The organism is Methylobacterium sp. D53M (assembly GCF_053345625.1).
Genome location: NZ_JBKFAL010000003.1, coordinates 328,552 through 349,593 on the forward strand (window position 1 = coordinate 328,552; position 21,042 = coordinate 349,593).

Below are 21,042 nucleotides of genomic sequence, written 5' to 3' on the forward strand. Positions count from 1 at the left end.
GCGGGATCGGTCCTACGCCCCGTCGAAGCGCCCGCTGGCATGGGCCAGCATGGTGTAGACCTTGCCGGTCTCCGAGGTCAGGTAGGCGTCGGTGCGCTTGGCGTCGCTGTCGTTCTTGACCACGTCGCCGAGCAGGCGCTCGAACTCGCTGACGTAGCGGTCGACGCTGCGGCGGAACTCCGCGTCGGTCCTGTAGCGGCGCTGGATCTCCGCGAAGGTCGCCCGGCCCTGCGGCGTGTAGATCCGCGGGTCGAACAGGTTCGGCTCACCCCGGCGGTATCGCTCCCACAGGTCGACCGCGGTCCGGTGCTCGATCATCTTGGCGATGTCGGTCGAGATCGTGTCGAGGGCGATCCGCCCGGTCTCGGCGGCCGCCACCGCGGGGCGGCGGGCCGCCGGCGCGGGCGCCGGGGCGGCGGCCGGCGCGTCGGCCGCCGGCTCCTCGTCGTCGTCCAGCGAGGCGCGGGTCAGCAGGTCGGACAGCCAGCCGCGCTTGTCGCCGGCCTGCGCCGGGCGGGCGGTCGCGGACGGCCGCGGCGCCTCGATCTTGGCCGTGGCGGGCCGCGGCGTCGCCGCGGGCGCCGGCAGGGCCGGAGCCGCGGGGGCCGCCGTCGGCATCGCCGGTGCGACCGGGGCCGCGGCGGGCGCCGCCGCCGCGACGGCGCGGCCGCCGCTCTCCGCGACCCGGCGCTGAGGCTGCGCCTGCGGCTGGGCGACGTCGACCGAGCGGCCGGAGCGGGAGACCAGGGACGACAGCTCGTTGAGGGCCTTGATCTGGTCCGCCACCACCCGGCGCATCTCGCCGGTGGCGTCCTGCGTCTCGCGCGGCAGCTCGAGGACGCCCTTGGCGAGCTCGGCGCGGGTCGCGTCGAGTTCGCCGCGGATCGAGCCCGCCATCTCGCGCAGGGCCGAGAAGGAGTCGCCGAAGCTGGCCTGGGCCTCCTGGAAGCCGCTGCGCATCTCGCGGGCCGCCTCCTCGATGACCTGCCGGACGCCCTGAGCGGCCTTCTCGCCCTCGGCGCTGGCGCTGTCCTTCAGGTCGGCGAAGGCGCTCGTCACCGAGGCCCCGGCGCCCTGGGCCGACTGGGCCAGGGACTCGCCGACGCTGCGGGCGCGCTCCTCGGCGGCGCGCAGGGTCTGCTCGATGGTCTGGGCCAGGGCGGTGCCGTTCTGCTCCAGGGCGGCGGCCCGGGCCTCGAACGCGGCCAGCGCCTCGGTCAGCTTGGTCTCGCGGCCCGACAGGGCCGAGTCCAGGCGCTCCTCGATGGCCGCCAGGGAGGCCGCGGCCCGGTCGAGGGCCGCCACGTGCGCGGCGGTCTGCTCGCCGAGGGAGCGGCCGCGGCCGTCGAGGGTCTCGGCGAGGCGCGAGGCCTCGCTGAGCGCCCCGTCGGCGGCGCCGCGCAGGGCCTCGACCTGGGCCGAGACGCCGGCGCTGGCGCGGCCGGTCTCGGCGGCGATGCGCTCCAGCGCCCCCTGGACCTGCTCGATCCGGCCGGCGAGACCCTGCTCGATCGCGCCGAGGTTGGTGTCGGCGCCGGCCACGAGGCCGGTCAGCGCCGTGTTGGCGGCCTCGATCCGCTGCAGCAGCGCGCCGAGCTCGCGACCCATCCGGTCGTTGGTCTCGAACAGCTCCGAGAGGGTGCGGCCCGCGCCGTCCTCGACGGCGGCGCGCAGCAGCTCGGCCGAGGCCCGCGACTGCACGGCCAGCTCCTCGGTCCGCTCCCGCAGGCTCTCGGCGAGCGGCATTCCGGTCTCGGCGAGCGTCCGCTCGATCGCCTCGGCCCGGTCCGACAGGGCCCGCGACAGGTCCATCATCGGCCCGTCGATGGCGCCGCGCAGGCGCTCGACATGGCCATCCAGGCTGTCGCCGACGGCGCGGCCGCTGCCCTCGACGCTGGCGAGCAGCGCGCCGCCGCGCTCCTCGATGGCGCGCACCAGGGTCTCGGCGCTCTCGGCGAGGCGGCGGGACAGGGCCTCGCCGCGGGCGTCGACCAGGGCACCGAGCGCCGTGGCGCGGCGCTCGAACCCGGCCCCGAGGGCCTCGGTGCGGGCGTCGATCAGGCCGGCGAGCGCGGCCTCGCGGCGGCTGAGCGTCTCGGCCAGGGCCGCGTTGTGGGCCTCGACCTGCTCGGCATGGGCGCGGGCCCGCTCGTCGAGGGCGGCGACCAGGGACGCCGTGCGCTCGTCCATGAGGCCCGCGAAGGCCTCGTGGCGGTCGTCGAAGGCGGTGGCCAGGGTGTCGGCGCGCTGCGCCACCAGGGTCGCGAACAGCCGCATGCGGCTGTCGATGCGCTGCGTGAAGGCGTCGGCGCGGGCGTCGACGCCGCGGGCCAGGGCCTCGCTCTGCGCCTCGACGGCCTGCGCCAGGGCCGCGGTGCGGCCCTCGACCACGCCGTCCAGCTCCCGCAGCCGGGCATCGAAGGTCTCCACGAGGGCGCCGGTGCGGCCCTCGACGGCGCCGTCCAGGGCGCGCAGGCGGGCGTCGAAGGTCTCGACCAGGGCGCCGGTCCGACCCTCGACGGCACCGTCGAGGGCGCGCAGGCGGGCGTCGAACACCTCCACCAGGGCGCCGGTCCGGCCCTCGGCGGCCGCCACCAGGGCTTGGCCGCGGTCCTCCAGCAGGCCCTCGATCGCGGCGCGCGCCTGCTCGAAGGTCGCCCGCAGGGTCTCGACGCGCGCGTCGACCCGCTCGGACACGTCGCGGCCGGTGCCCTCGACCAGGGCGCCGAGGCGGTTCTGCACCCGGTCGAACAGGGTCTGCAGCTCGCCCGTCCGCTCCTTGAGGGTCTCGGCGAGGCGGTTCTCGCGCTCCTCGAGCAGGCCGGCGATCGCCGGGTTCACGCCCTCGATCGTGGTCTGGAGCGCCTGCGTGCGGTGCTCGATCGTGCCGGCGATCTGTCGGCCGCGGGTGTCCACGAGGCGGTCGATCTCGCCCTGCGCCCGCTCGAACAGGCCCTGGAGGTCGGACAGGCGGGTGTCCAGCAGGTCCGCCATCTGGGCAGGCGCCGCGTCGAGGGTCGTGCGCAGGCCCTCGGTCCGGGCCGCGATGGCGTCGGCGACCTCCTGGCCGCGCCCGTCCACGAGGTCGCGCAGGCCGGCCTGGGCCTCCTCGAACAGGGTGTGGAGGCGCTGCGTGCGGGCGTCGAGGGTGGCGGCGAGCTGGCGCTCGCGGGTCTCCACCAGCGCCGAGACGGCGGCGGGCGCCTCCTCCAGCACCGCGCGGAGGGACTGGATGCGGGCGTCGACCGCGGCGGCGAAGCGGCCGCCGCCGCCCTCGACCACGCCGTCGAGGGCCGACTGGGCCTCCTCGAACAGGGTGCGCAGGGCCTGGGCCCGGGCAGTGAGGGTGTCGGCGAGGCGGGTGCCGCGGCCGTCGACCAAGCTCTCGAGGTGGCCGAGCCGCTCGTCGAACAGGCTGCCGAGCTGGCGGGTGCGGTCGTCCAGGGCGCCGGTGGCGGAGCCGAACGCGCCCTCCAGGGCGGCGACCATCGCCTGCCCGCGGCCGTCCAGCGCCTCGTGGATCGGGCCCATCCGGCCGTCCAGGGTGGCGGCCAGGGTGCCGGCATGGTCGTCCAGCAGGACGCGGATCTGGTTGGTGCGGTCGTCCAGCAGGGTGTGGACCGAGCGGACGCCCTCGTCGAGGAGGCCGCTGATGTCGGCCGTGCGGCTCGACAGGGTGTGGCCCAGGCGGCCCTCGCCGGCATCGAGCATCCGCTCGGCGTCCGCGATGGTCTGCTGGAGCTTGGCGAGCACGCTCTCGCCGCGCTGGTCGATGAGCTCGGCCAGCGAGGTGCCGCCGCGGTCGAGCAGGCGGGCGAGCTCGGTGATCCGGCCGCCGATCGCCCCGAACACGGCGCGGCCCTTCTCGTCGAGCTCGCCCGACATGGCGGCGATGCGCTCGTCGATCAGGCGGCCGATGAGGTCGGCGCGCTCCGCGAAGGCCGCGTGCACGGCCTCGGTGCGGGCCGCCAGCGCCGCGTCGGCGTTCTCGGTGCGCTCGTCCACCAGGCGGATCATCGAATCCGCGCGGTTCGCCAGCGCGGCCTCGAGGCCGCGGGTGGCCTCCTCGATGGTGCCGGTGAGGGCGCGGACGCGCTCGGCCATGGCGCCGTCGAGGCCGCCGGTCCGGTCGGCGATCATCGCCACGAGGTCGCGGGTCCGGCCGGCCAGCTCCTCGTCCACCGCCCGGGTGCGCGCCTCGATCAGGCGGATCGCCTCGAAGGCCTGGACGCCGAAGCTCTCGTCCACGAGGCGGGCGCGCTGGTCCAGGGTCTCGGCGATCGCCTGCAGGCGGCCGATGACGCCGGTGTCGAAATGGCCGGCGCTCTCCTCGATCCGCCGGGCGATCTCGACCGTGTGGCGGGCGATGTCCTGGCCGAGCCCGGAGGTGCGGCCCTCCAGCATCTCCATCAGGCCGCGATGGCCCTCGGCCATGACGCGGGCCATCTCGTCGGTCCGGGCGCGCAGCGCGTCGTCCACGGCGTTCGCGCGGCTGCCGAGGTGGTCGTCGATCTGGCCGACCAGCGCCGCCACGGCGGCCGCGATGGCGGCGGCCCGCTCGGCCGAGCGCGTCTCCAGGCCGCCGAGATGGGTCTCGATCAGGCTGCCGGCCTCGCGGGCCCGGGTGGCGATCGTCTCGGCGACGGCCTCGCCCTTGCCGGTGAGGAGGCGGTCCATCTCCTCCAGCCGGGCGCCGACGGTCTCGCCCAGCGCGGCGGTGTCGCGGTTGATCCGGTCGGCCAGGATGTCGCCGCGGGCGATGGTCTCCTGCAGGGCGGCGAGGCGGTTGCCCAGCGTCTCGTCGATCGCCCGGACCCGGCCGTCGGCGGTCTCGGCGAAGCTCGCGCCGGTCTGGCTGAGGGTGTCGGCGATGCGGGCGCCCTGGCTCGCCACGGCGAGCACGATGTCGCGGCCGGTGCCGCTGATCCGGGCCTGGGTCTCGTCGGCGTGGCCGGCGAGCAGCTCGGCGACGCTCCGGCCGTGCTCGCCGAAGGCCGCCTCCATCTCGCCGATCCGGGCGGCGAGGTCGGCCGAGATCGCGCGGGCGGCCTCGGCGAGGCTGCCGGTGGCGTCGCCGGTCCGGGCGGCGAGCTCGCGGTTGAGATCGTCCAGGGCGGCGCGGACCGCCGCGACGGCGTCCGTGCCGCGGGCGCCGAGCTCGGTGCCGGCCCGGTCGGCGGCGTCGCGGAACCGGGCGGTGAGGATCGCGGTCTCGGCCTCGACCGCGCCGGTGACCTCGCCGGAGGCGGTGCGCAGGGTGTCCAGCGCCGCGGCGAGCCGGGCGGCGGCGTCCCGCGTCTGCGTCTCGGCGGCCTGGCTCGCCTGATCGGCGGCGGCCCGCAGCGCGGCGGCCGCCTCCTCGGTCCGCGCCGACAGGGCGGCGGCGGAATCCGCGACCCGGCGCTCGAACACCCGCACGGCCTCGAGGGTCCGGGCCTCGACCGCGCCGGTGGCGTCCTCGGCCGTGCCGCGCAGGGCATCGGTGGCCGCCTCGGCCCCGCGCCGGAGCGCCGCGACCGCCTCGGCGGTGCGGCCGTCGATCTCGCCCGACAGGCCCTCGACGGTGCCCCGCAGCGACTGGACCGCGGAGGAGGCCCCCGTCTCGAAGCCCCGGCCCAGGGCCGCGAAGGCGGCCTCGAGGTTGGCCGCGACCGTCTCGGTCCGGTGCGCGATGCTGCCGCCGGCCTGCTCGGCCGCCGCCGCGACCCGGTGCTCCAGGTCCGCGGCCCGGACCGTCACGGTCTCGTCGAGGCGCGCCGCGATGCCGTCCATCCGCTCGGCGAGGGCGCCGCCGCGCTCCGACAGGGCCTCGGCGATCCGCTCGGCGGTGCCGACGAGGTCGTCGCGCACGGCGCCCGCGCGGGCCGCCAGGGTCTCGCCGGCGCCGCTGGCGGCGAGCGCCAGGGCGGCCTGGGCGTCGCGCCCGCGGCCCTCGATCGTCTCGGCGACCGACAGGCCGGCGCTCTCGATCTCGGCGCGCAGCGCGAGGCCGCGGCCGGCGATGTCCTGGGTCAGGGCCGAACCGGTCTCGGCGAAGCGGGCGGTGATCTCGGCGCCCATGGCGCCGAAGCGCTCGGTCAGTTCCGAGCCGCGCGACAGGAAGGCGGATTCGAGCCCCGTCACGGAGCGCTCGAAGGTCTCGCGCACCGTGCCGGCCTGGCGCTCCAGCGCGTCGCTCACGCGGCTGCCGGTCTCCTCCAAGGTCCGGGTGAGGGCGCCGGCATTCTCCGACAGGCGCTCGGCCAGGGCGGTGCCGGCGGCCTGGAAGGCGCCGGTCGCCGTGCCGGCGCGGTCCTCGAAGCTGCGGGTCAGGGTCTCGCCGACCTCCTGGAAGCTGCCACGCACCTCCTGGCTGGTGGCCGCCAGCGTGTCGATCAGGTCGCTGCCGCGGGCGGTCATCAGGTTGACCACCCGGTCGCCGGCCTCGCCCAGCGAGGCGGTGATCGCGGCGCCGCGGGTCTCCAGCGCGCCGGTCACGCGCTCGCCCGCGCCGGTCACCGCGGAGACGATCCGGTCGGAGGCGCCCTCCAGGTCCTGGCTCAGGCTCTGGTGCGACCCGGTGATGGCGCTGCGCACCCGCTCGGCGTTGGAGACGATCGCCTCGCGCTGGGCCACCAGCTCGTCCACGAGGGAGCGGATCCGGATCTCGTTGTCGGAATAGGCCCGCTCCAGGGTGGCGATCTCGCCGCGCACCAGGGTCTCCAGCTCGCCGGCCCGGGCGAGCGCCCGCTCGACGCCGTCGCCCACCGCCGCCACCTCGCGGCGCACGGTCTGCGACATGGTCAGGACCGCGTCGGTGGAGAAGCTCTCGGGCTCGGCCAGGCGCACCGCGACCTCGCCGACCGCGCGGGCGACGAGGCGCATCTCCTGGGCGCGCACCGCCAGCATGGCGGCGATCACGAACAGCACCACCGGGCCGAACAGGGCCGCGGCGCCGACGCTCGCCTGGAGGGCCGAGAGGCCCGACAGGACGGCGCGCAGGTCGCCGTCGGACTTCGACCACGCGATCAGCACCAGGGCGCCGATCCAGACGGCGCCGGCCGCGAGGGCGAGCAGGTAGGGCTTGGGCGAGGAGCGCACCCGCAGGGTCTGCTGCAGGATGCCGATGTTGCGCCGGTCGTCGTTGGCCACGAGCGAGCGGTCGGGGGGCAGGAGGCCGCCCTCGCGGCGGGGGCGGTCCAGGCCCGGCGGCGGCAGGTCGGAGGCGAGCGGCGGGTCGAGGTCGAGGCGCGGCGGCATGGTCCGGCCGGCGTCGAGACCGCCGTCGCGCAGCGGGTCGGCGTCACCGACATCGGGCAGGCGCGGCTCGGCGCGGCCGTCGGTGCCGTTCGGCGTCAGGGCGTCGAGGTTCAGCGCCTGCTCGATCGCAGAGAGCGCGGCCTCGGCCGGGTCCTTCAGCTTCTTCTCGGTCGCCATACAACGCCTCGTTACACGGGTTCACCGGCGCCTGGAGAGGCTTGAGCCGGAGACGCAACGCCCCGTTTACCATTACAAGACTAAACTCGGGCAGCGACTGCCGATACCCGAGCCCTCGACCGGCCCCAGAAAAGGTTAACCGAATGGTTACCGGGCCCGTCGCTCGCCGCCTCCACCATCCTGCCGCAGGGGAGGGGTCTGGCGCGATCCCCACCCGGCGAATCAGGGGGTGAATTGTGTGGATCAGATCCGCAATCCCCGACGAATCCGGATGCCGGGAGCCCGAACATGCAGGCCATCGACCCCGCGGAACTCGAGGCCCAGACCGGCGGCGACGCCGACCTGGCCCGTGAGGTCCTGGAGCTGTTCGCCGGCCAGTGCCGCTCGATCCTGCCGCGCCTCGCCGACCCGGCCCTGCCGCGGGCGCAGCGCGCCGACCTCGCCCACACCCTGAAGGGCTCGGCCGCGGGCGTCGGGGCGATCCACGTGCGGGCGCTCGCGGACGCCGCGGAGACGCGCCTGCGCGCCGGCGCCGGGGCGGTGCCGGTCGACGACCTCGCGGCCGCGGTCGCGCGGGCGCTGGCGGAGATCGCGGAGGCGCGCGCCTGAAGGTGTCGCCCAATGCGGCGATCGATCCGGGACCGGTGTCTAATGCCGCGCTTGCATTCCGCGTTTCCAGCCGCCAAGCAGGCACGCCGCCCGTCGGACAGATTGCGCTCGACGCGAGCCCGGAGCCCCCAGCATGCCCAAGATCACCTACGTCGACCACGCCGGGACGGAACGGACCGTCGAAGGCAGCGTCGGCGCGACCGTGATGGAGACGGCTATGCGCAACAACGTCCCGGGCATCGACGCGGAGTGCGGGGGCGCCTGCGCCTGCGCCACCTGCCACGTCTACGTGGCCGACGCCTGGATCGACACGGTCGGCAAGGCGCAGGACATGGAGCAGGACATGCTGGATTTCGCCAGCGACGTCCGCGAGAATTCCCGCCTCTCCTGCCAGATCAAGATCACGCCGGCGATGGACGGCCTCGTGGTGACGACGCCGTCCCAGCAGGGCTGAGACGGAAACCGTCTCGGTCGCGCGATCCCCGCCCGTCCTCGCGAGCGCAGCGAAGCGACCCAGGGTGGCACGACGTCCGCGTATGCGGCGCTGCTGGATCGCTTCGCTGCGCTCGCGAGGACGGCATCGCCTCAGGTCGCATCGCGCTGTGAGGCCGTAAAGGCACCTGTCATCGCACCAGCGCCCGCGCCGCGGCGTCGAGCCCGTCCAGGGTGAGGGGGAACATCCGGCCGGCGACCAGCCGCTGCATCATGCCGATTGACTGCGTGTAGCCCCAGTGCGTCTCGGGCACCGGGTTCAGCCACGCCGCCTTCGGGAAATGGTCGAGGAGCCGCTGCATCCAGGTGGCACCCGCCTCCTCGTTCCAGTGCTCCACGGAGCCGCCGGGCGTCGCGATCTCGTAGGGGCTCATCGAGGCGTCGCCCACGAAGACGAGCCGGTAGTCGCTGCCGTAGGTGCGGATCACGTCGAGGAGCGGCGTCTTGGCCTCGTGGCGCCGGCGGTTCTCGGTCCAGACCGCCTCGTAGGGGCAGTTGTGGAAGTAGTAGTGCGCGAGGTGCTTGAACTCCGAGCGCGCCGCCGAGAACAGCGCCTCCGCCTGCTCGATGTGCCAGTCCATCGAGCCGCCGACGTCCAGGAACAGCAGCACCTTCACGGCGTTGCGCCGCTCCGGCCGCAGCTTCACGTCGATGTAGCCCTGGCGGGCGCTCGCGCGGATCGTGCCGTCGAGGTCGAGCTCCTCCGCCGCGCCGGTCCGGGCGAAGCGGCGCAGGCGCCGCAGCGCCAGGCGCATGTTGCGCGCGCCGATCTCCCGGTCGTCGTCGAGGTCCTTGAACTCGCGCTTGTCCCAGACCTTCACCGCCCGGAAGTTGCGGTTGCCGTCCTGGCCGATGCGGATGCCCTCGGGATTGTAGCCGTAGGCGCCGAAGGGCGAGGTGCCGCCGGTCCCGATCCATTTCGAGCCGCCCTGGTGGCGCCCCTTCTGCTCGGCGAGGCGCTGCTTCAGGGTCTCGAACAGCTTGTCCCAGCCGAGCGCCTTCAGCTCCGCCTTCTCGGCTTCGGTCAGGTACTTCTCGGCGAGCTTCCTGAGCCATTCCTCCGGGATCGCGGCGGGCTCGACCGCCTCGCCCAGGGTCTCCAGCCCCTTGAACACCGTGCCGAACACCCGGTCGAACCGGTCGAGATGCGCCTCGTCCTTCACCAGCGCGGTGCGCGACAGGAAGTAGAACGCCTCGACGTCATGCTCCGCGAGGCCCCGGTCCAGGGCGCCGAGCAGGGTCAGGTACTCCTTCAGGGAGACGGGGACCTTGGCGTCCCGGAGGGCCGTGAAGAACTGCAGCAGCATGCCGGGAGAACGCGCCAGCCGGGCGTCCGGGTCAAGCCCGCGCGAATCGGTCGGCGCGCCGCCGAGCGTGGCAGGACTTTTCCGAAGGACTTCCGAGTCTTCGCCGATGGTCGACAAGATTCAGCCCCGTCGGCAGCGCCGATTCCGGCGCCCAAACGAGTCTCTCCGACCCGATGGGACTCATAACCTGGGCATAAGTCGTCGAATCTGTTGATATGTGACCGGACAAGCCTCGCCCAGTCACTCAATCGGTCATGGGAATCGCTCAACTCGGGACATCGAGTGTGTGCGGACGCGGCAGCGCGGCCGACACGGAGCTGGCGAGGAGACCTGCGATGGCGGTCATCCTGCGGAATCTGACGGAATTCAAGCGGTTTCTCGGGAAGCCGGGGGCGACGATTCAGCTGGTGCGCAACACCTTCATGGACCGTCAGCCGGAGGCGACCCGGGACGCCTACCGCGACAAGGGCATGTACGCCCCGCGGGCGGTGCAGGCCCTGTCGCGCAAGGCCGCGGTGTTCACTCTGCGGGGGTATCCCGGGACGGTCTGGCTCTACTGGGACAAGGGCGCCCGCGGCTGGCGCTTCTCCGGCGACACCGTGACGGTCCCCCTGGTCACCGGCCTCGGGCCGGCGGACGAGCTGGTCTACCGGTGCAGCTTCGCCGACGGGTTCGAGCCCGCGCCGCGCAGCCGCGCGGCGCGGCGGGCCAAGCACGAGGACGCGCACCCGGTCCTGATCTGAGCGGGGCCCCCGGGACCTACGCTCGGATCTCCTGCCTCAGGCCGCCCCCTCAGGCCTCCTGGCCGGCCGCCTCCTGGCGCTCGGGCTCCCGCTTGACCGGGGCCTTGCCCAGCGCCTTCCCGACGGTCCGGCGGGCCCGGAAGATCGGCTTCGACTCGCCCTCGCGCTTCTTCAGCAGGGCGCGGTACTCGTCCCGCCGCTCGTGGATCGACGCGATCACCAGCCCCATCGGCACGCCGACATCGACCAGCACGGCCTCCGACAGCTGCAGCGAGGCCTCGATCGTCTCCGGCACCGCGTCGTCGACGCCGAGCTCGTAGAGCGAGGAGGCGTGGCGGGCGTCGCGGGCTCGGGCCACGATGGTCAGGTCCGGCCGCTCGGCGCGGGCCGCCGCCACCGCCGCCTCGACGGCGCGGGGATTGTCGAGGGTGACGACCAGCGCCCGAGCCGTGGCGATGTCGCAGCGGCGCAGCATCTCGGTGTTGCCGCTGTCGCCGAAATAGACCGGCGCCCCGGCACGGCGCTGCTCGGCCACCCGCGCGGCGTCGGAATCGAGGGCGATGTACGGGATCTTGTGCCGCTCCAGCATCTCGCCGACCTGCCGGCCGACGCGGCCGAACCCCGCGACGATCACCCGGTTCCCCACGCGCTCCGGCACCGGCTCCGCCTTGGCGGTGGCCTGGGCGCCGGCCGTCGCCCGCAGCTTGAGCCGGCGGCCGACGGCGGCGAGCGCCGGGATCATGATCATCGTGACCGTGGTCACCACGAGGGCCGCCGCGCCGACCTCCTCCGGCACCAGGCCGGTCGCCATGGCGCCGCCGATCAGCACGTAGGCGAACTCGCCGCCCGGACCGAGCAGGAGCGCCGTCTCCAGCGCCACCGGCCGGGGGATCTTCAGGACGGGGGCCGCCATCATCACCACGGCGGCCTTGATCAGGACCAGAGCCAGCGACAGGCCGATGATCGCGCCCGGCGTCGCCATGAGCTGCGCCGGATCGAGGTTCATGCCCACCGAGACGAAGAACACGCCGAGCAGCAGGCCCTTGAACGGGTCGATCGTCGCCTCGATGGCCCGGCGGTACTCGGTCTCGGCCAGCAGCAGGCCGGCCACGAAGGCGCCGAGCGTCATCGACAGGCCGCTCGCCGCCGCGGTCAGCGCCGTGCCGACGATGACCAGCAGGCAGGCGGCCATGAACAGCTCGGTGGAACGCGTGCGCGCCACGAGCTGGAACAGCGGGCGCAGGGCGAGGCGGCCCGCCACCACGATCAGGGCCAGCGCGATCGCCGCCTGGCCCAGCGCCAGGGCGAGGGCCCAGCCCTTGTCGCCGCCGTCGTCGCGGCCCAGCACCGCGATCGCGAACAGGGCCGGGGCCACCGCCAGGTCCTGGAACAGCAGCACCGCGAAGCTCGTGCGCCCGGTCGGCGCGTTCAGCCGCTTCTGCTCGGCGAGGACCGGCAGGACCACCGCGGTCGACGACAGCGCGAGGCCGATGCCGACGATCACCGCGCCGGTGAGCGGCACGTTGAGCCCGTAGAGGATCGCCCCGAGGATCAGCGCGGAGCAGCCCACCTGCAGGGAGCCGAGGCCGAAGACCAGCCGGCGCAGCACCCGCAGGCGCTCCCACGACAGCTCGATCCCGATCATGAACATTAGGAAGATCACGCCGAACTCGGCGAGGTGCGAGATCTCGGCCCGGTTGCCGATGGTGAAGAGGTGCACGGAGGGATAGGTGTCGGCCAGCCGGCCGAGGCCGAAGGGCCCCAGCAGGGCCCCGGCGCCGATGAAGCCGAGCACCGGCGAGATCCGCAGGCGGTGGAACAGCGGCACCACGATGCCCGCTGTGACGAGAAACAGGATCGCTTCCTTGTAGGAGCCGGCGTGGACCTCTGGCATCGGCGGCGGATCGAACCTCGTCTCTCGGGGGTGGGGAGCGCCGCTCACGGCCGCGCGATCATGGGTCGGCGCCGCCCTCGGAGCAACCGGATTCGGCCCGCGACCGGTCCCGCGGACGTGCGTTCCGACACAAGCCGGATACAGGCGCGGGTGAGACATTTCGGTCACCGGCACGCGGGATGCGGACGGCATCCAAAGGAGGCATGCGGTGAAGGCGTGCAACGCGGCCCAAAATCGGCACAATGCGCGCATACACGCCTGAGTTAACCGGGGGTTAAGCTCGGCCGGGCTCGGCCCGGAACTGGACCGGATGGATGCGACGAGGCCGATGATCTCCATCAAATCGATATTTGCCGGTCCGGCAGCGCCCCCCAGCCGTGACCTCGCGCGCGAGAAGCGCGAGTGGAAGCTCGAGTCGGACCGCTGGCGGCACCAGCGCCACGTCGAGAAGGGCTACCGCATCAAGTGGGGCTACGTGGCGATCGCGTACCTCGTCGAGTTCATGGTAATCGGCGCCTCGCTCTGGGGCGCGTGGCTGTTCGCGGGCGTCTACAGCGACGGCGACTGGCACGCCTTCTACTTCATGCTGCTGGCGCCGCTGGTCTACGCCGCGGTCGAGCTGTGCCGCGTGCCGCTCGGCATCCTGGCCCGGACCCAGCGCTCCTACTTCGTGCGCGGCCTCGCCGTGCTGGGCATCATCTTCGCGGCGGGCGTGACCACCAAGTCGGTGTCGCAGCTCGGCGAGATGATGTTCCATCCCCGCCTGATGGAGGCGGCCCGGACCAAGACCGCCCTGAAGGACGCCCAGGCCGACCGCGCCACGATCGGCGACCGGATCAAGGCGGCCGACGAGCGCGTGGCGCAGTACACGGCCGAGCTCGACCAGATCGAGAAGCGCTCCGCCGACAACGCCCAGCAGCTCGCCGGCCTCCCGGCCCAGCGCTGCGAGCGGGTCTTCGGCACCAACAGCAAGGGCCGGAAGTACCAGAACCTGAAATGCGTGGCCGATCCCCGCGTCGCCGCCCTGTCGCAGGGCGTCGCCAAGGCGTCCGCCGACCGCGCCGGGATGATCAAGGACCTGGAGGAGGCCCGCAAGGCGCGCGCCGCCCTCGATCCGGGCGCCGCCGACCGGCGCGTGGCCGACGCCGAGCAGGGCTACCGCAATGCGGTCAACCGGTCGCAGCTCCACTCCTTCACCGCCATGGTCTACGGCGTCGACCCGATCGACGTGACCGAGAGTCAGGTCCACGCCTTCCTGCGGATCTTCGTGTTCCTGCCCGCGGTCTGCGCCGCCTTCGCGTCGACGATCCTGGCGCTCTGCGCGGTCTCGACCCGCCGGACCTTCATGGACGAGGACGATCTCGGCGCCGCCGTGAACCCGGAGGCGGCCCCCTACATGCTCGACGCGATCGCCGACGCCCTGCGCTCGCACCCCGAGCCGATCCTGCCGCGCGCCGCCAACGCGTCGGGCGCGGTGATCCCGATGAACCGGCCGGCCCAGGGCCAGCAGGCGCTGCCGAACCAGACCCATCCGGGCCCGACCCTCCCTGCCGCTGGAGCCGGCGCATGAACTACGTCGCGAGCGGGACCCCCGAGAACATCGCCCTCGCCCAGCAGGTGAATTCCCGCCTGCGGGCGGATTCGAGCTACGTCGCGGCCCGGGCCTTCCTGTTCCGGGCGCTGGGCTTCGGCGCCTTCGCGTGCCTCGCGGGCATCGGCGTCGGCGCGGCGGCCTACGGCTGGGCGACGCTGAACCAGTTTGACACCGCCGCCGAGAAGATCGCCGCCGCCATGCAGGCGGCGCTGTCGGACGTGACCCTGAAGACCAAGGGCGAGGTCACGCTCACCGACAACACCCTCAAGCTCGAGGGCCTGCCCAAGGCGCCGGCGACGCCGACGCCCACCAAGGCGCAGCTCGGCAACGACGCCGCCCCGGCCTCCAAGGCCGCGGTGAACACGACCTTCACGGTGTTCAAGCAGGTGCCCTACCTCGACGGGCAGATCGTGACCGGCTGGAACTTCAAGGACAGCGCCGAGCAGCCCTACCAGCAGTACTGCTACTTCTCCCGCCGCTCCAACGAGGCGAAGGGCCAGGTCGAGATCAAGATCGACCTCGCCATGGACGGCAAGACCCTGCCGCAGCCGCAGAAGTCGGACGTCAACCTCGAGATCCTCGCCCGGAACTGCGTCTGGCACGAGAAGGGCTGAGATCGCTCGCGGCGCCACCGTCCTTGCGAGCGAAGCGAAGCAATCCAGGGTAGCGCCACGCCTCCGAACGTCCCGCTACCCTGGATTGCTTCGCTTCGCTCGTGATGACGGCGTGGACCGTTCGGTGGGCGCATCAGCCGGCACCGACTGGGACGGCCGGGAGGGCTCGGCGCTTGCGGCCCGGCGGCGCGGCGCGCTACCCCTTGGCCCGAGCCCCTCTCTCCGAGACCGCGATGCGCTTTTCCGGAACCGAGACCTACGTCGCGACCCCCGACCTCACCGCGGCGGTCAACGCCGCCGTGGTCCTGGAGCGGCCGCTCCTCGTGAAGGGCGAGCCCGGGACCGGCAAGACCGTGCTGGCCGAGGAGATCGCCAAGGGCTTGGGCGCGCCGCTGATCGTCTGGAACATCAAGTCGACCACCAAGGCGCAGCAGGGGCTCTACGAGTACGACGCGGTCTCGCGCCTGCGCGACTCCCAGCTCGGCGACCCCCGGGTCTCGGACATCTCCAACTACATCCGGCGCGGCAAGCTCTGGGAGGCGTTCACCGCGCCCGAGCGCCCGGTCCTGCTCATCGACGAGATCGACAAGGCCGATATCGAGTTCCCCAACGACCTGCTGACCGAACTCGACCGGATGGAGTTCCACGTCTACGAGACCGGCGAGACCGTGAAGGCCGTGCGCCGGCCGATCGTGATCATCACGTCGAACAACGAGAAGGAGCTGCCGGACGCGTTCCTGCGCCGCTGCTTCTTCCACTACATCAAGTTCCCCGATTCCGAGACGCTGCAGCGCATCGTCGACGTCCACTATCCGGGCATCAAGCACCGCCTCGTCGAGGAGGCCCTGCGGACCTTCCTGGCGATGCGCGAGGTCCCGGGCCTCAAGAAGAAGCCCTCGACCTCGGAGCTGCTCGACTGGCTGAAGCTCCTCGTCTCCGAGGACATCGCCCCCGAGACCCTGCGCGAGCAGGACGGCCGCAAGCTGATCCCGCCGCTGCACGGGGCGCTGCTGAAGAACGAGCAGGATGTCAGCCTGTTCGAGAAGCTGGCCTTCATGATGCGCCGGGACCAGCGCGGCGGCTGAGGCCGGACGGACGACCCGAGGATTCCCGCGAGAGGAGCCCGGGGCAGGGACAGGAGCGTGCGGCATGGGCGAGATCGCGATCGTCGGCGGCGGCGTGATGGGGCACGGCATCGCCCTGGTGCTGGCGCTCGCCGGCCACGGCGTGCGGATCACCGACACGCGGCCCGAGACCCGGGCGCGGATCCCCGGCCTGATGGACTCCGCCCTCGCGACCCTGCGGGAGGCCGGCGCCGCCCCGGAGGGCTGGGATGCCGCGCGGCTGGCCCGGGCCGTCCGGGTCGAGGCGGCGCTCGACGCGGCGGTCTCGGGCGCCGGCCTCGTGATCGAGGCGATCACCGAGAACCCGGAGGCCAAGCGCGCGCTCTTCTCCGAGCTGGACCGGCTCTGCCCGGCCGACGCGATCCTCGCCAGCAACACCAGCTACCTCGACGTCTTCCCGCTGATCCCGGAGCGCCGGCAGGCGCGGGCGCTGATCCTGCACTGGTACACGCCGCCCTACATCGTCGACCTCGTCGACGTGGTGCCGGGGCCCGGCACGGACCCGGCGGTCGTCGCCGCCATGGCCGAGTTCGTGCGCGGCCTGGGCCAGGTCCCGATCGTGCTCAAGCGCTTCATCCCCGGCTACGTCGCCAACCGCATCCAGCAGGCGATCAGCGCCGAGGTGTTCCGGCTCCTCGACGAGGACGTCGCCGCGCCGCGAGACATCGACGACGCGATCGTCCACGGGCTCGCCTTGCGCATCCCGATCCTCGGCCACCTCGCCAAGGCCGACTTCACCGGGCTGGAGCTGACGCAGCGGGCGCTGGCCAACGGCAGCTACGCGCCGCCGCCCCCGCGCACCCGCTCCGAGACCCTCGATGCCCTGTGCGCCGCCGGCCGGACCGGGGTGATGGCCGGCAAGGGCTACTTCGACTGGGGCGGGCGGCCGCCGGAAGAGCTGTTCCGCGAGCGCGACCGCAAGCTCCTGGCGCTCAAGGCGGCGATGGCCGGGATCGGCCGGATGGAGGGATCATGATCGGAGCGGACCTGTCCGGGCGGCGCGTCCTCGTCACCGGAGCCTCGTCGGGGATCGGGCTCGCGACCGTCGCGATTTTCGCCCGCAACGGCGCCGCGGTGGCGCTGAACCACCTGCCGGACGATCCCCGCGGCCCCGAAGAGGCCGCCCGGCTCGCCGGAGCCGGATTCGCGGTGATCGCGCTGCCCGGCGACGTGTCGCGGGCGGGCGAGGCCGAGGCGATGGTCGCGGCCGGCATCGACCGGCTCGGTGGCCTCGACGTGCTCGTCAACAATGCCGGCACGTCGGGCACGACCACGCCCATCGCCTTCGAGGACCTCGACGCGATGACCGAGGATTTCTGGGCCACGATCCTGGCGACCAACCTGCTCGGGCCGTTCCGCTGCGCGAAGGCCGCGGCCGCGACCCTCAAGGCGAGCCGCGGCGCCATCGTCAACACCGCGTCGGTGGCCGGCCTCGGGCGGCGCGGCTCGTCGGTCGCCTACTCGGCGAGCAAGGCCGGGCTGATCAACCTGACCCGCAGCCTCGCCCGGGCGCTGGCGCCGGACGTGCGCGTCAACGCGGTGGCGCCCGGCCTCGTCGCCACGCCCTGGACCGAGCCCTGGTCGGAGGAGCGCAAGGCCTCGACCGTGGGGCGCACGATGCTCGGCCGCATGGCCCGCCCGGAGGACATCGCCGAGACGATCTTCTTCCTGGGCGCGGGCGCGGCCTACATCACGGGCGAGACCATCACGGTCGACGGCGGAGCGATCTGACGCGCGGGGAGCACACACATGGCGAGCACCACCGTCATCACCTGCGCCCTCACGGGCTCCTTCGACACGCCGCGGAAGAACCCGGCCGTGCCGGTGAGCCCGGAGGCCATCGCGCAGTCAGCCCTCGAGGCCGCCGCCGCCGGGGCGGCCGTGGTCCACATCCACGTCCGCGACCCCGAGACCGCCGCGCCGAGCATGGAGCTCGCCCATTACCGCGAGGTGGTGGAGCGGATCCGCGAGAAGAACGACGCCGTGATCCTCAACCTGACCACGGGGGCGGGAGGCCGGTTCGTGCCGGGCGACCCCGACCCGTCGGTCGCCGGCCCGGGCACGACCTTCGTGGGACCGGAGGCCCGCACCCGGCATGTCGGCGCGCTGCGGCCGGAGATCTGCACCCTCGACATCGCCACGATGAACTTCGGCGAGCACCTGTTCCTCAACACCCCCGGCCACCTGCGGGCGATGGCGGGCCACATCCGCGACGCGGGCGTGAAGCCCGAGATCGAGGTGTTCGATCTCGGCCAGATCGAGCTGGCCCGGCACCTGATCGCCGAGGGGCATCTGGCGCGCCCGCCGCTGTTCCAGATCTGCCTCGGCATCCCCTGGGGAGCGCCCGCGACGCCGGAAGCCCTCGTGGCGATGCGCGCCCGGCTGCCGGAGGACGCGGTCTGGTCGGCCTTCGGCATCGGCCGGGAGGAGTTCCCGATCCTCGCGGTCGCCGCCGGCATGGGCGGCAACGTCCGCGTCGGGCTGGAGGACAACCTGTACCTGTCCCGGGGCACGCTCGCGCCGAGCAACGCCGCCCTGGTGGAGAAGGCCGTGAGCCTGCTGGCCCACATCGACCGGGAGCCGGCCACGCCCGATCAGGCGCGGGCGATCTTCGGATTGACGCCGCGGGGCGGTTGAGAGGCCGATCGCCGCCGCTCCCCGTCATCGCGCGCGCAGCGAAGTGACCCAGGGCAGCGCGACCTCGGCGTGCGTGGTGCTGCTGGATTGCTTCGCTCCGCTCGCAAAGACGGGGGCAGCACCTCGCGAAGGCTGCCCCTGACGGATCGCCGGCATCCTCACGCGCACCCGTTTCAGCCGCGGACCGCCACGGATACTCTGCCTTCGGAAACATTCCGAGCGGCGATCAACGCCGCCGGGTGGACACGACAGGGAGAGAGACATGACGCTCCGCCACCGCGCCGCGGCGCTGCTCGGGAGCTTGTGCGCGCTCGGCGCCGGCGCGGCGCTCGCGGCCGACCTCGTGCCGGTGAAGATCGGCGTGCTGAACGACCGCTCCGGCGTCTACTTCGACTCCACCGGCGAGGGCTCGGTGGTCGCCGCCCGCATGGCGGTCGAGGATTTCAAGCCGGAGGCGCACGGCCTGAAGGTCGAGGTCGTCGCCGCCGACCACCAGAACAAGCCCGATGTCGGCGCCTCCATCACCCGGCAATGGTACGACCGCGACGGCGTCGACGCGGTGTTCGACGTGCCGACCTCCTCGGTGGCGCTCGCCATCGCGCAGATCACCAAGGAGAAGAACAAGGCCTTCATCAACTCGGGCGGCGGCACCGCCGACCTCACCGGCCCGGCCTGCACGCCCAACACCGTGCACTGGACCTACGACACCGCGGCGCTGGCCAACGGCACCGGCAAGGCCATCCTCAAGCGCGGCGGCAAGTCCTGGTACTTCATCACCGCCGACTACGCCTTCGGCCTCGCCCTGGAGCGCGACACCAAGGCGGTGGTGGAGAAGAACGGCGGCAAGGTCGTCGGCGGCGTGCGCACGCCGTTCCCGAACCCGGACTTCTCCTCGTTCCTGCTCCAGGCCCAGGCCTCGGGCGCGCAGGTGATCGGGCTCGCCGATGCCGGGCTCGACGCCGCCAACGCCATCAAGCAGGCGCACGAGTTCGGCATCCGCCAGGGCGGTCAGACGCTCGCCGCCCTGCTGATCGCCATCACCGACATCCACTCGCTGGGCCTGGACGTGGCGCAGGGCCTCGCCTTCACCGCCTCGTTCTACTGGGACCTCAACGACGGCACCCGGGCCTTCGCGGAGCGCTTCGAGAAGCGCATGCCCGGCAAGAAGCCGACCTCGTACCAGGCGGGCGTCTACGCCAGCACGCTGCACTACCTGAAGGCGGTGGCGGCCCTGCGCTCGGCCAAGGACGGCGCCGCCGTGGTCGCCAAGATGAAGGAGATGCCGACCGACGACCCGCTGTTCGGCAAGGGCACGATCCGGCCGGACGGGCGCAAGATCCACCCGATGTACCTGTTCGAGGCCAAGGCGCCCTCCGAGTCGAAGGGCGAATGGGATCTCTACAAGGTGCTGGAGACGATCCCGGCCGAGCAGGCCTTCCGCCCGATGAGCGAGGGCGGCTGCCCGATGGTGGCCGGCATGACGGCGAAGTAGGCCTCGGGTCGCTCCTTTCCGCACCGCCGTCCTTGCGAGCGGAGCGAAGCGAACCAGACGGCGCGACGCCCGCCGTCGTCGCGCTGCCCTGGGTCACGTCGCTGCGCTCGTGATGACGGTGAGGGAGACCGCAACCGAGGCGTCCGGACGGGAACCGTTCACGCCGCCCCGATCCGATCCAGCGCCGCCATCGCCTCATCCGGGAGCGCGAGCGTGGCCGCCGCGAGGTTCTCGCGGAGGTGGCCGAGAGACGACGTCCCCGGGATCAGCAGGATGTTGGGCGACCGGCGCAGCAGCCACGCCAGCGCCACCTGCATGGGCGTCGCGCCCACCCCGGCCGCCACCGCCGACAGGGTGTCCGACTGCAGCGGGCTGAACCCACCCAGGGGGAAGAACGGCACGTAGGCGATCCCGGCCGCCGCCAGATCGTCGACGAAGGCGTCGTCGCCCCGATGGGCGAGATTGTACTGGTTCTGCACGCAGACGATGTCGGTGATCCGCCGCCCGTCCGCGACCTGCCGGGGCGTCGCGTTGCTCAGGCCGATCCGGCGGATCAACCCCTGGCGTTGGAGATCCGCCAGCACCGTCAGCGGCGCCTCGATCGAGCCTTCCGCGGGGCCGTGGACGTCGAACATCAGGCGCAGGTTGACCACGTCGAGGGCGTCGACGCCGAGGTTGCGCAGGTTGTCGTGGACCGCCCGGGTGAGGTCCTCGGCCGAGAAGGCCGGGTCCCACGAGGCGTCGGCCCCGCGCGTGGCGCCGACCTTGGTGACGATCACGAGGTCGTCCGGATAGGGGTGCAGCGCCTCGCGGATGATCTGGTTGGTGACGTGCGGCCCGTAGAAGTCGCTCGTGTCGATGTGGTCGACCCCCGCCGCCACGGCCGCCCGCAGCACCGCGACCGCCGCCGCGCGGTCCTTCGGCGGTCCGAACACGCCGGGCCCGGCGAGCTGCATGGCCCCGTAGCCGAGCCGCTTCACTTTCCGGCCGCCGAGGGGGAAGGTCCCGGCCTGTGCGATGTCGGCGGTGATGGCGGTCATGACGGATCTCCTGTTGGCGCTCCGGATGTAGACGCCACGCTTTGCGCCGATAAGCCGTGACAATCGGCACGGGCCGTGCG

The 21,042-nt window shown here is 73.2% G+C and carries 14 protein-coding genes; 10 read left to right on the plus strand and 4 right to left on the minus strand.

The annotated features are described in order from the left end of the window. Nucleotides 1-12 precede the first annotated feature (12 nt). Entirely contained in the window at nt 13-7,416 is a 7,404-nt protein-coding gene (locus ACLBYG_RS09010; protein WP_447681251.1) for an apolipoprotein A-IV repeat region-like domain-containing protein, read from the minus strand. A gap of 288 nt (nt 7,417-7,704) precedes the next feature. Here ACLBYG_RS09010 and ACLBYG_RS09015 point away from each other — a divergent pair, with 288 nt between their 5' ends. Next, nucleotides 7,705-8,025, plus strand: coding sequence for an Hpt domain-containing protein (locus tag ACLBYG_RS09015; RefSeq protein WP_091680223.1), 321 nt, complete (start codon nt 7,705-7,707; stop codon nt 8,023-8,025). 133 nt (nt 8,026-8,158) lie between these two features. After that, nucleotides 8,159-8,479, plus strand: coding sequence for a 2Fe-2S iron-sulfur cluster-binding protein (locus ACLBYG_RS09020; RefSeq protein WP_020092346.1), 321 nt, complete (start codon nt 8,159-8,161; stop codon nt 8,477-8,479). Nucleotides 8,480-8,648: 169 nt separating this feature from the next. On the opposite strand, the gene ACLBYG_RS09025 is transcribed toward ACLBYG_RS09020, so the two are convergent. Beyond that, nucleotides 8,649-9,824 (minus strand): vWA domain-containing protein, encoded by a 1,176-nt coding sequence (locus tag ACLBYG_RS09025; RefSeq protein WP_020092347.1) that lies wholly within the window; start codon nt 9,822-9,824, stop codon nt 8,649-8,651. Between the two features lie 335 nt (nt 9,825-10,159). Here ACLBYG_RS09025 and ACLBYG_RS09030 point away from each other — a divergent pair, with 335 nt between their 5' ends. Further along, entirely contained in the window at nt 10,160-10,567 is a 408-nt protein-coding gene (locus tag ACLBYG_RS09030) for a hypothetical protein (protein WP_020092348.1), read from the plus strand. Nucleotides 10,568-10,616: 49 nt separating this feature from the next. Here ACLBYG_RS09030 and ACLBYG_RS09035 read toward each other — a convergent pair whose 3' ends face one another. Next, complete coding sequence (locus ACLBYG_RS09035) at nt 10,617-12,461, minus strand: cation:proton antiporter domain-containing protein (RefSeq protein ID WP_447681252.1); 1,845 nt, start codon at nt 12,459-12,461, stop codon at nt 10,617-10,619. A 310-nt stretch (nt 12,462-12,771) separates the two neighbouring features. Between ACLBYG_RS09035 and ACLBYG_RS09040 the strand changes: the two genes are divergently transcribed. The 7 genes from ACLBYG_RS09040 (at nt 12,772) to ACLBYG_RS09070 (ending at nt 19,922) form a co-directional block, all read left to right on the plus strand. Further along, on the plus strand, nt 12,772-14,031 hold the full coding sequence (locus tag ACLBYG_RS09040; protein WP_447681253.1) for an ATPase: 1,260 nt from the start codon (nt 12,772-12,774) through the stop codon (nt 14,029-14,031). Further along, a complete protein-coding gene (locus tag ACLBYG_RS09045) occupies nt 14,028-14,669 on the plus strand; it encodes a hypothetical protein (RefSeq protein WP_020092351.1) in 642 nt (213 codons plus the stop codon). Before ACLBYG_RS09040 ends, ACLBYG_RS09045 begins: the two co-directional genes overlap by 4 nt. A 233-nt stretch (nt 14,670-14,902) precedes the next feature. Further along, entirely contained in the window at nt 14,903-15,754 is an 852-nt protein-coding gene (locus ACLBYG_RS09050) for an AAA family ATPase (protein WP_056532716.1), read from the plus strand. Between the two features lie 64 nt (nt 15,755-15,818). Beyond that, the gene (locus tag ACLBYG_RS09055; protein ID WP_447681254.1) at nt 15,819-16,769 is read left to right on the plus strand and encodes a 3-hydroxyacyl-CoA dehydrogenase family protein; all 951 of its coding nucleotides are present in this window, start codon (nt 15,819-15,821) and stop codon (nt 16,767-16,769) included. After that, the gene (locus ACLBYG_RS09060) at nt 16,766-17,524 is read left to right on the plus strand and encodes an SDR family NAD(P)-dependent oxidoreductase (protein ID WP_447681255.1); all 759 of its coding nucleotides are present in this window, start codon (nt 16,766-16,768) and stop codon (nt 17,522-17,524) included. Before ACLBYG_RS09055 ends, ACLBYG_RS09060 begins: the two co-directional genes overlap by 4 nt. Nucleotides 17,525-17,542: 18 nt before the next feature. Then, nucleotides 17,543-18,430, plus strand: a complete 888-nt coding sequence (locus ACLBYG_RS09065; RefSeq protein WP_100251988.1) for a BKACE family enzyme — start codon at nt 17,543-17,545, stop codon at nt 18,428-18,430. 262 nt (nt 18,431-18,692) lie between these two features. Next, on the plus strand, nt 18,693-19,922 hold the full coding sequence (locus ACLBYG_RS09070; protein ID WP_447681256.1) for an ABC transporter substrate-binding protein: 1,230 nt from the start codon (nt 18,693-18,695) through the stop codon (nt 19,920-19,922). A 158-nt stretch (nt 19,923-20,080) separates the two neighbouring features. Here ACLBYG_RS09070 and ACLBYG_RS09075 read toward each other — a convergent pair whose 3' ends face one another. Next, nucleotides 20,081-20,962, minus strand: coding sequence for an aldo/keto reductase family oxidoreductase (locus ACLBYG_RS09075; protein ID WP_447681257.1), 882 nt, complete (start codon nt 20,960-20,962; stop codon nt 20,081-20,083). Between the last annotated feature and the right edge of the window lie 80 nt (nt 20,963-21,042).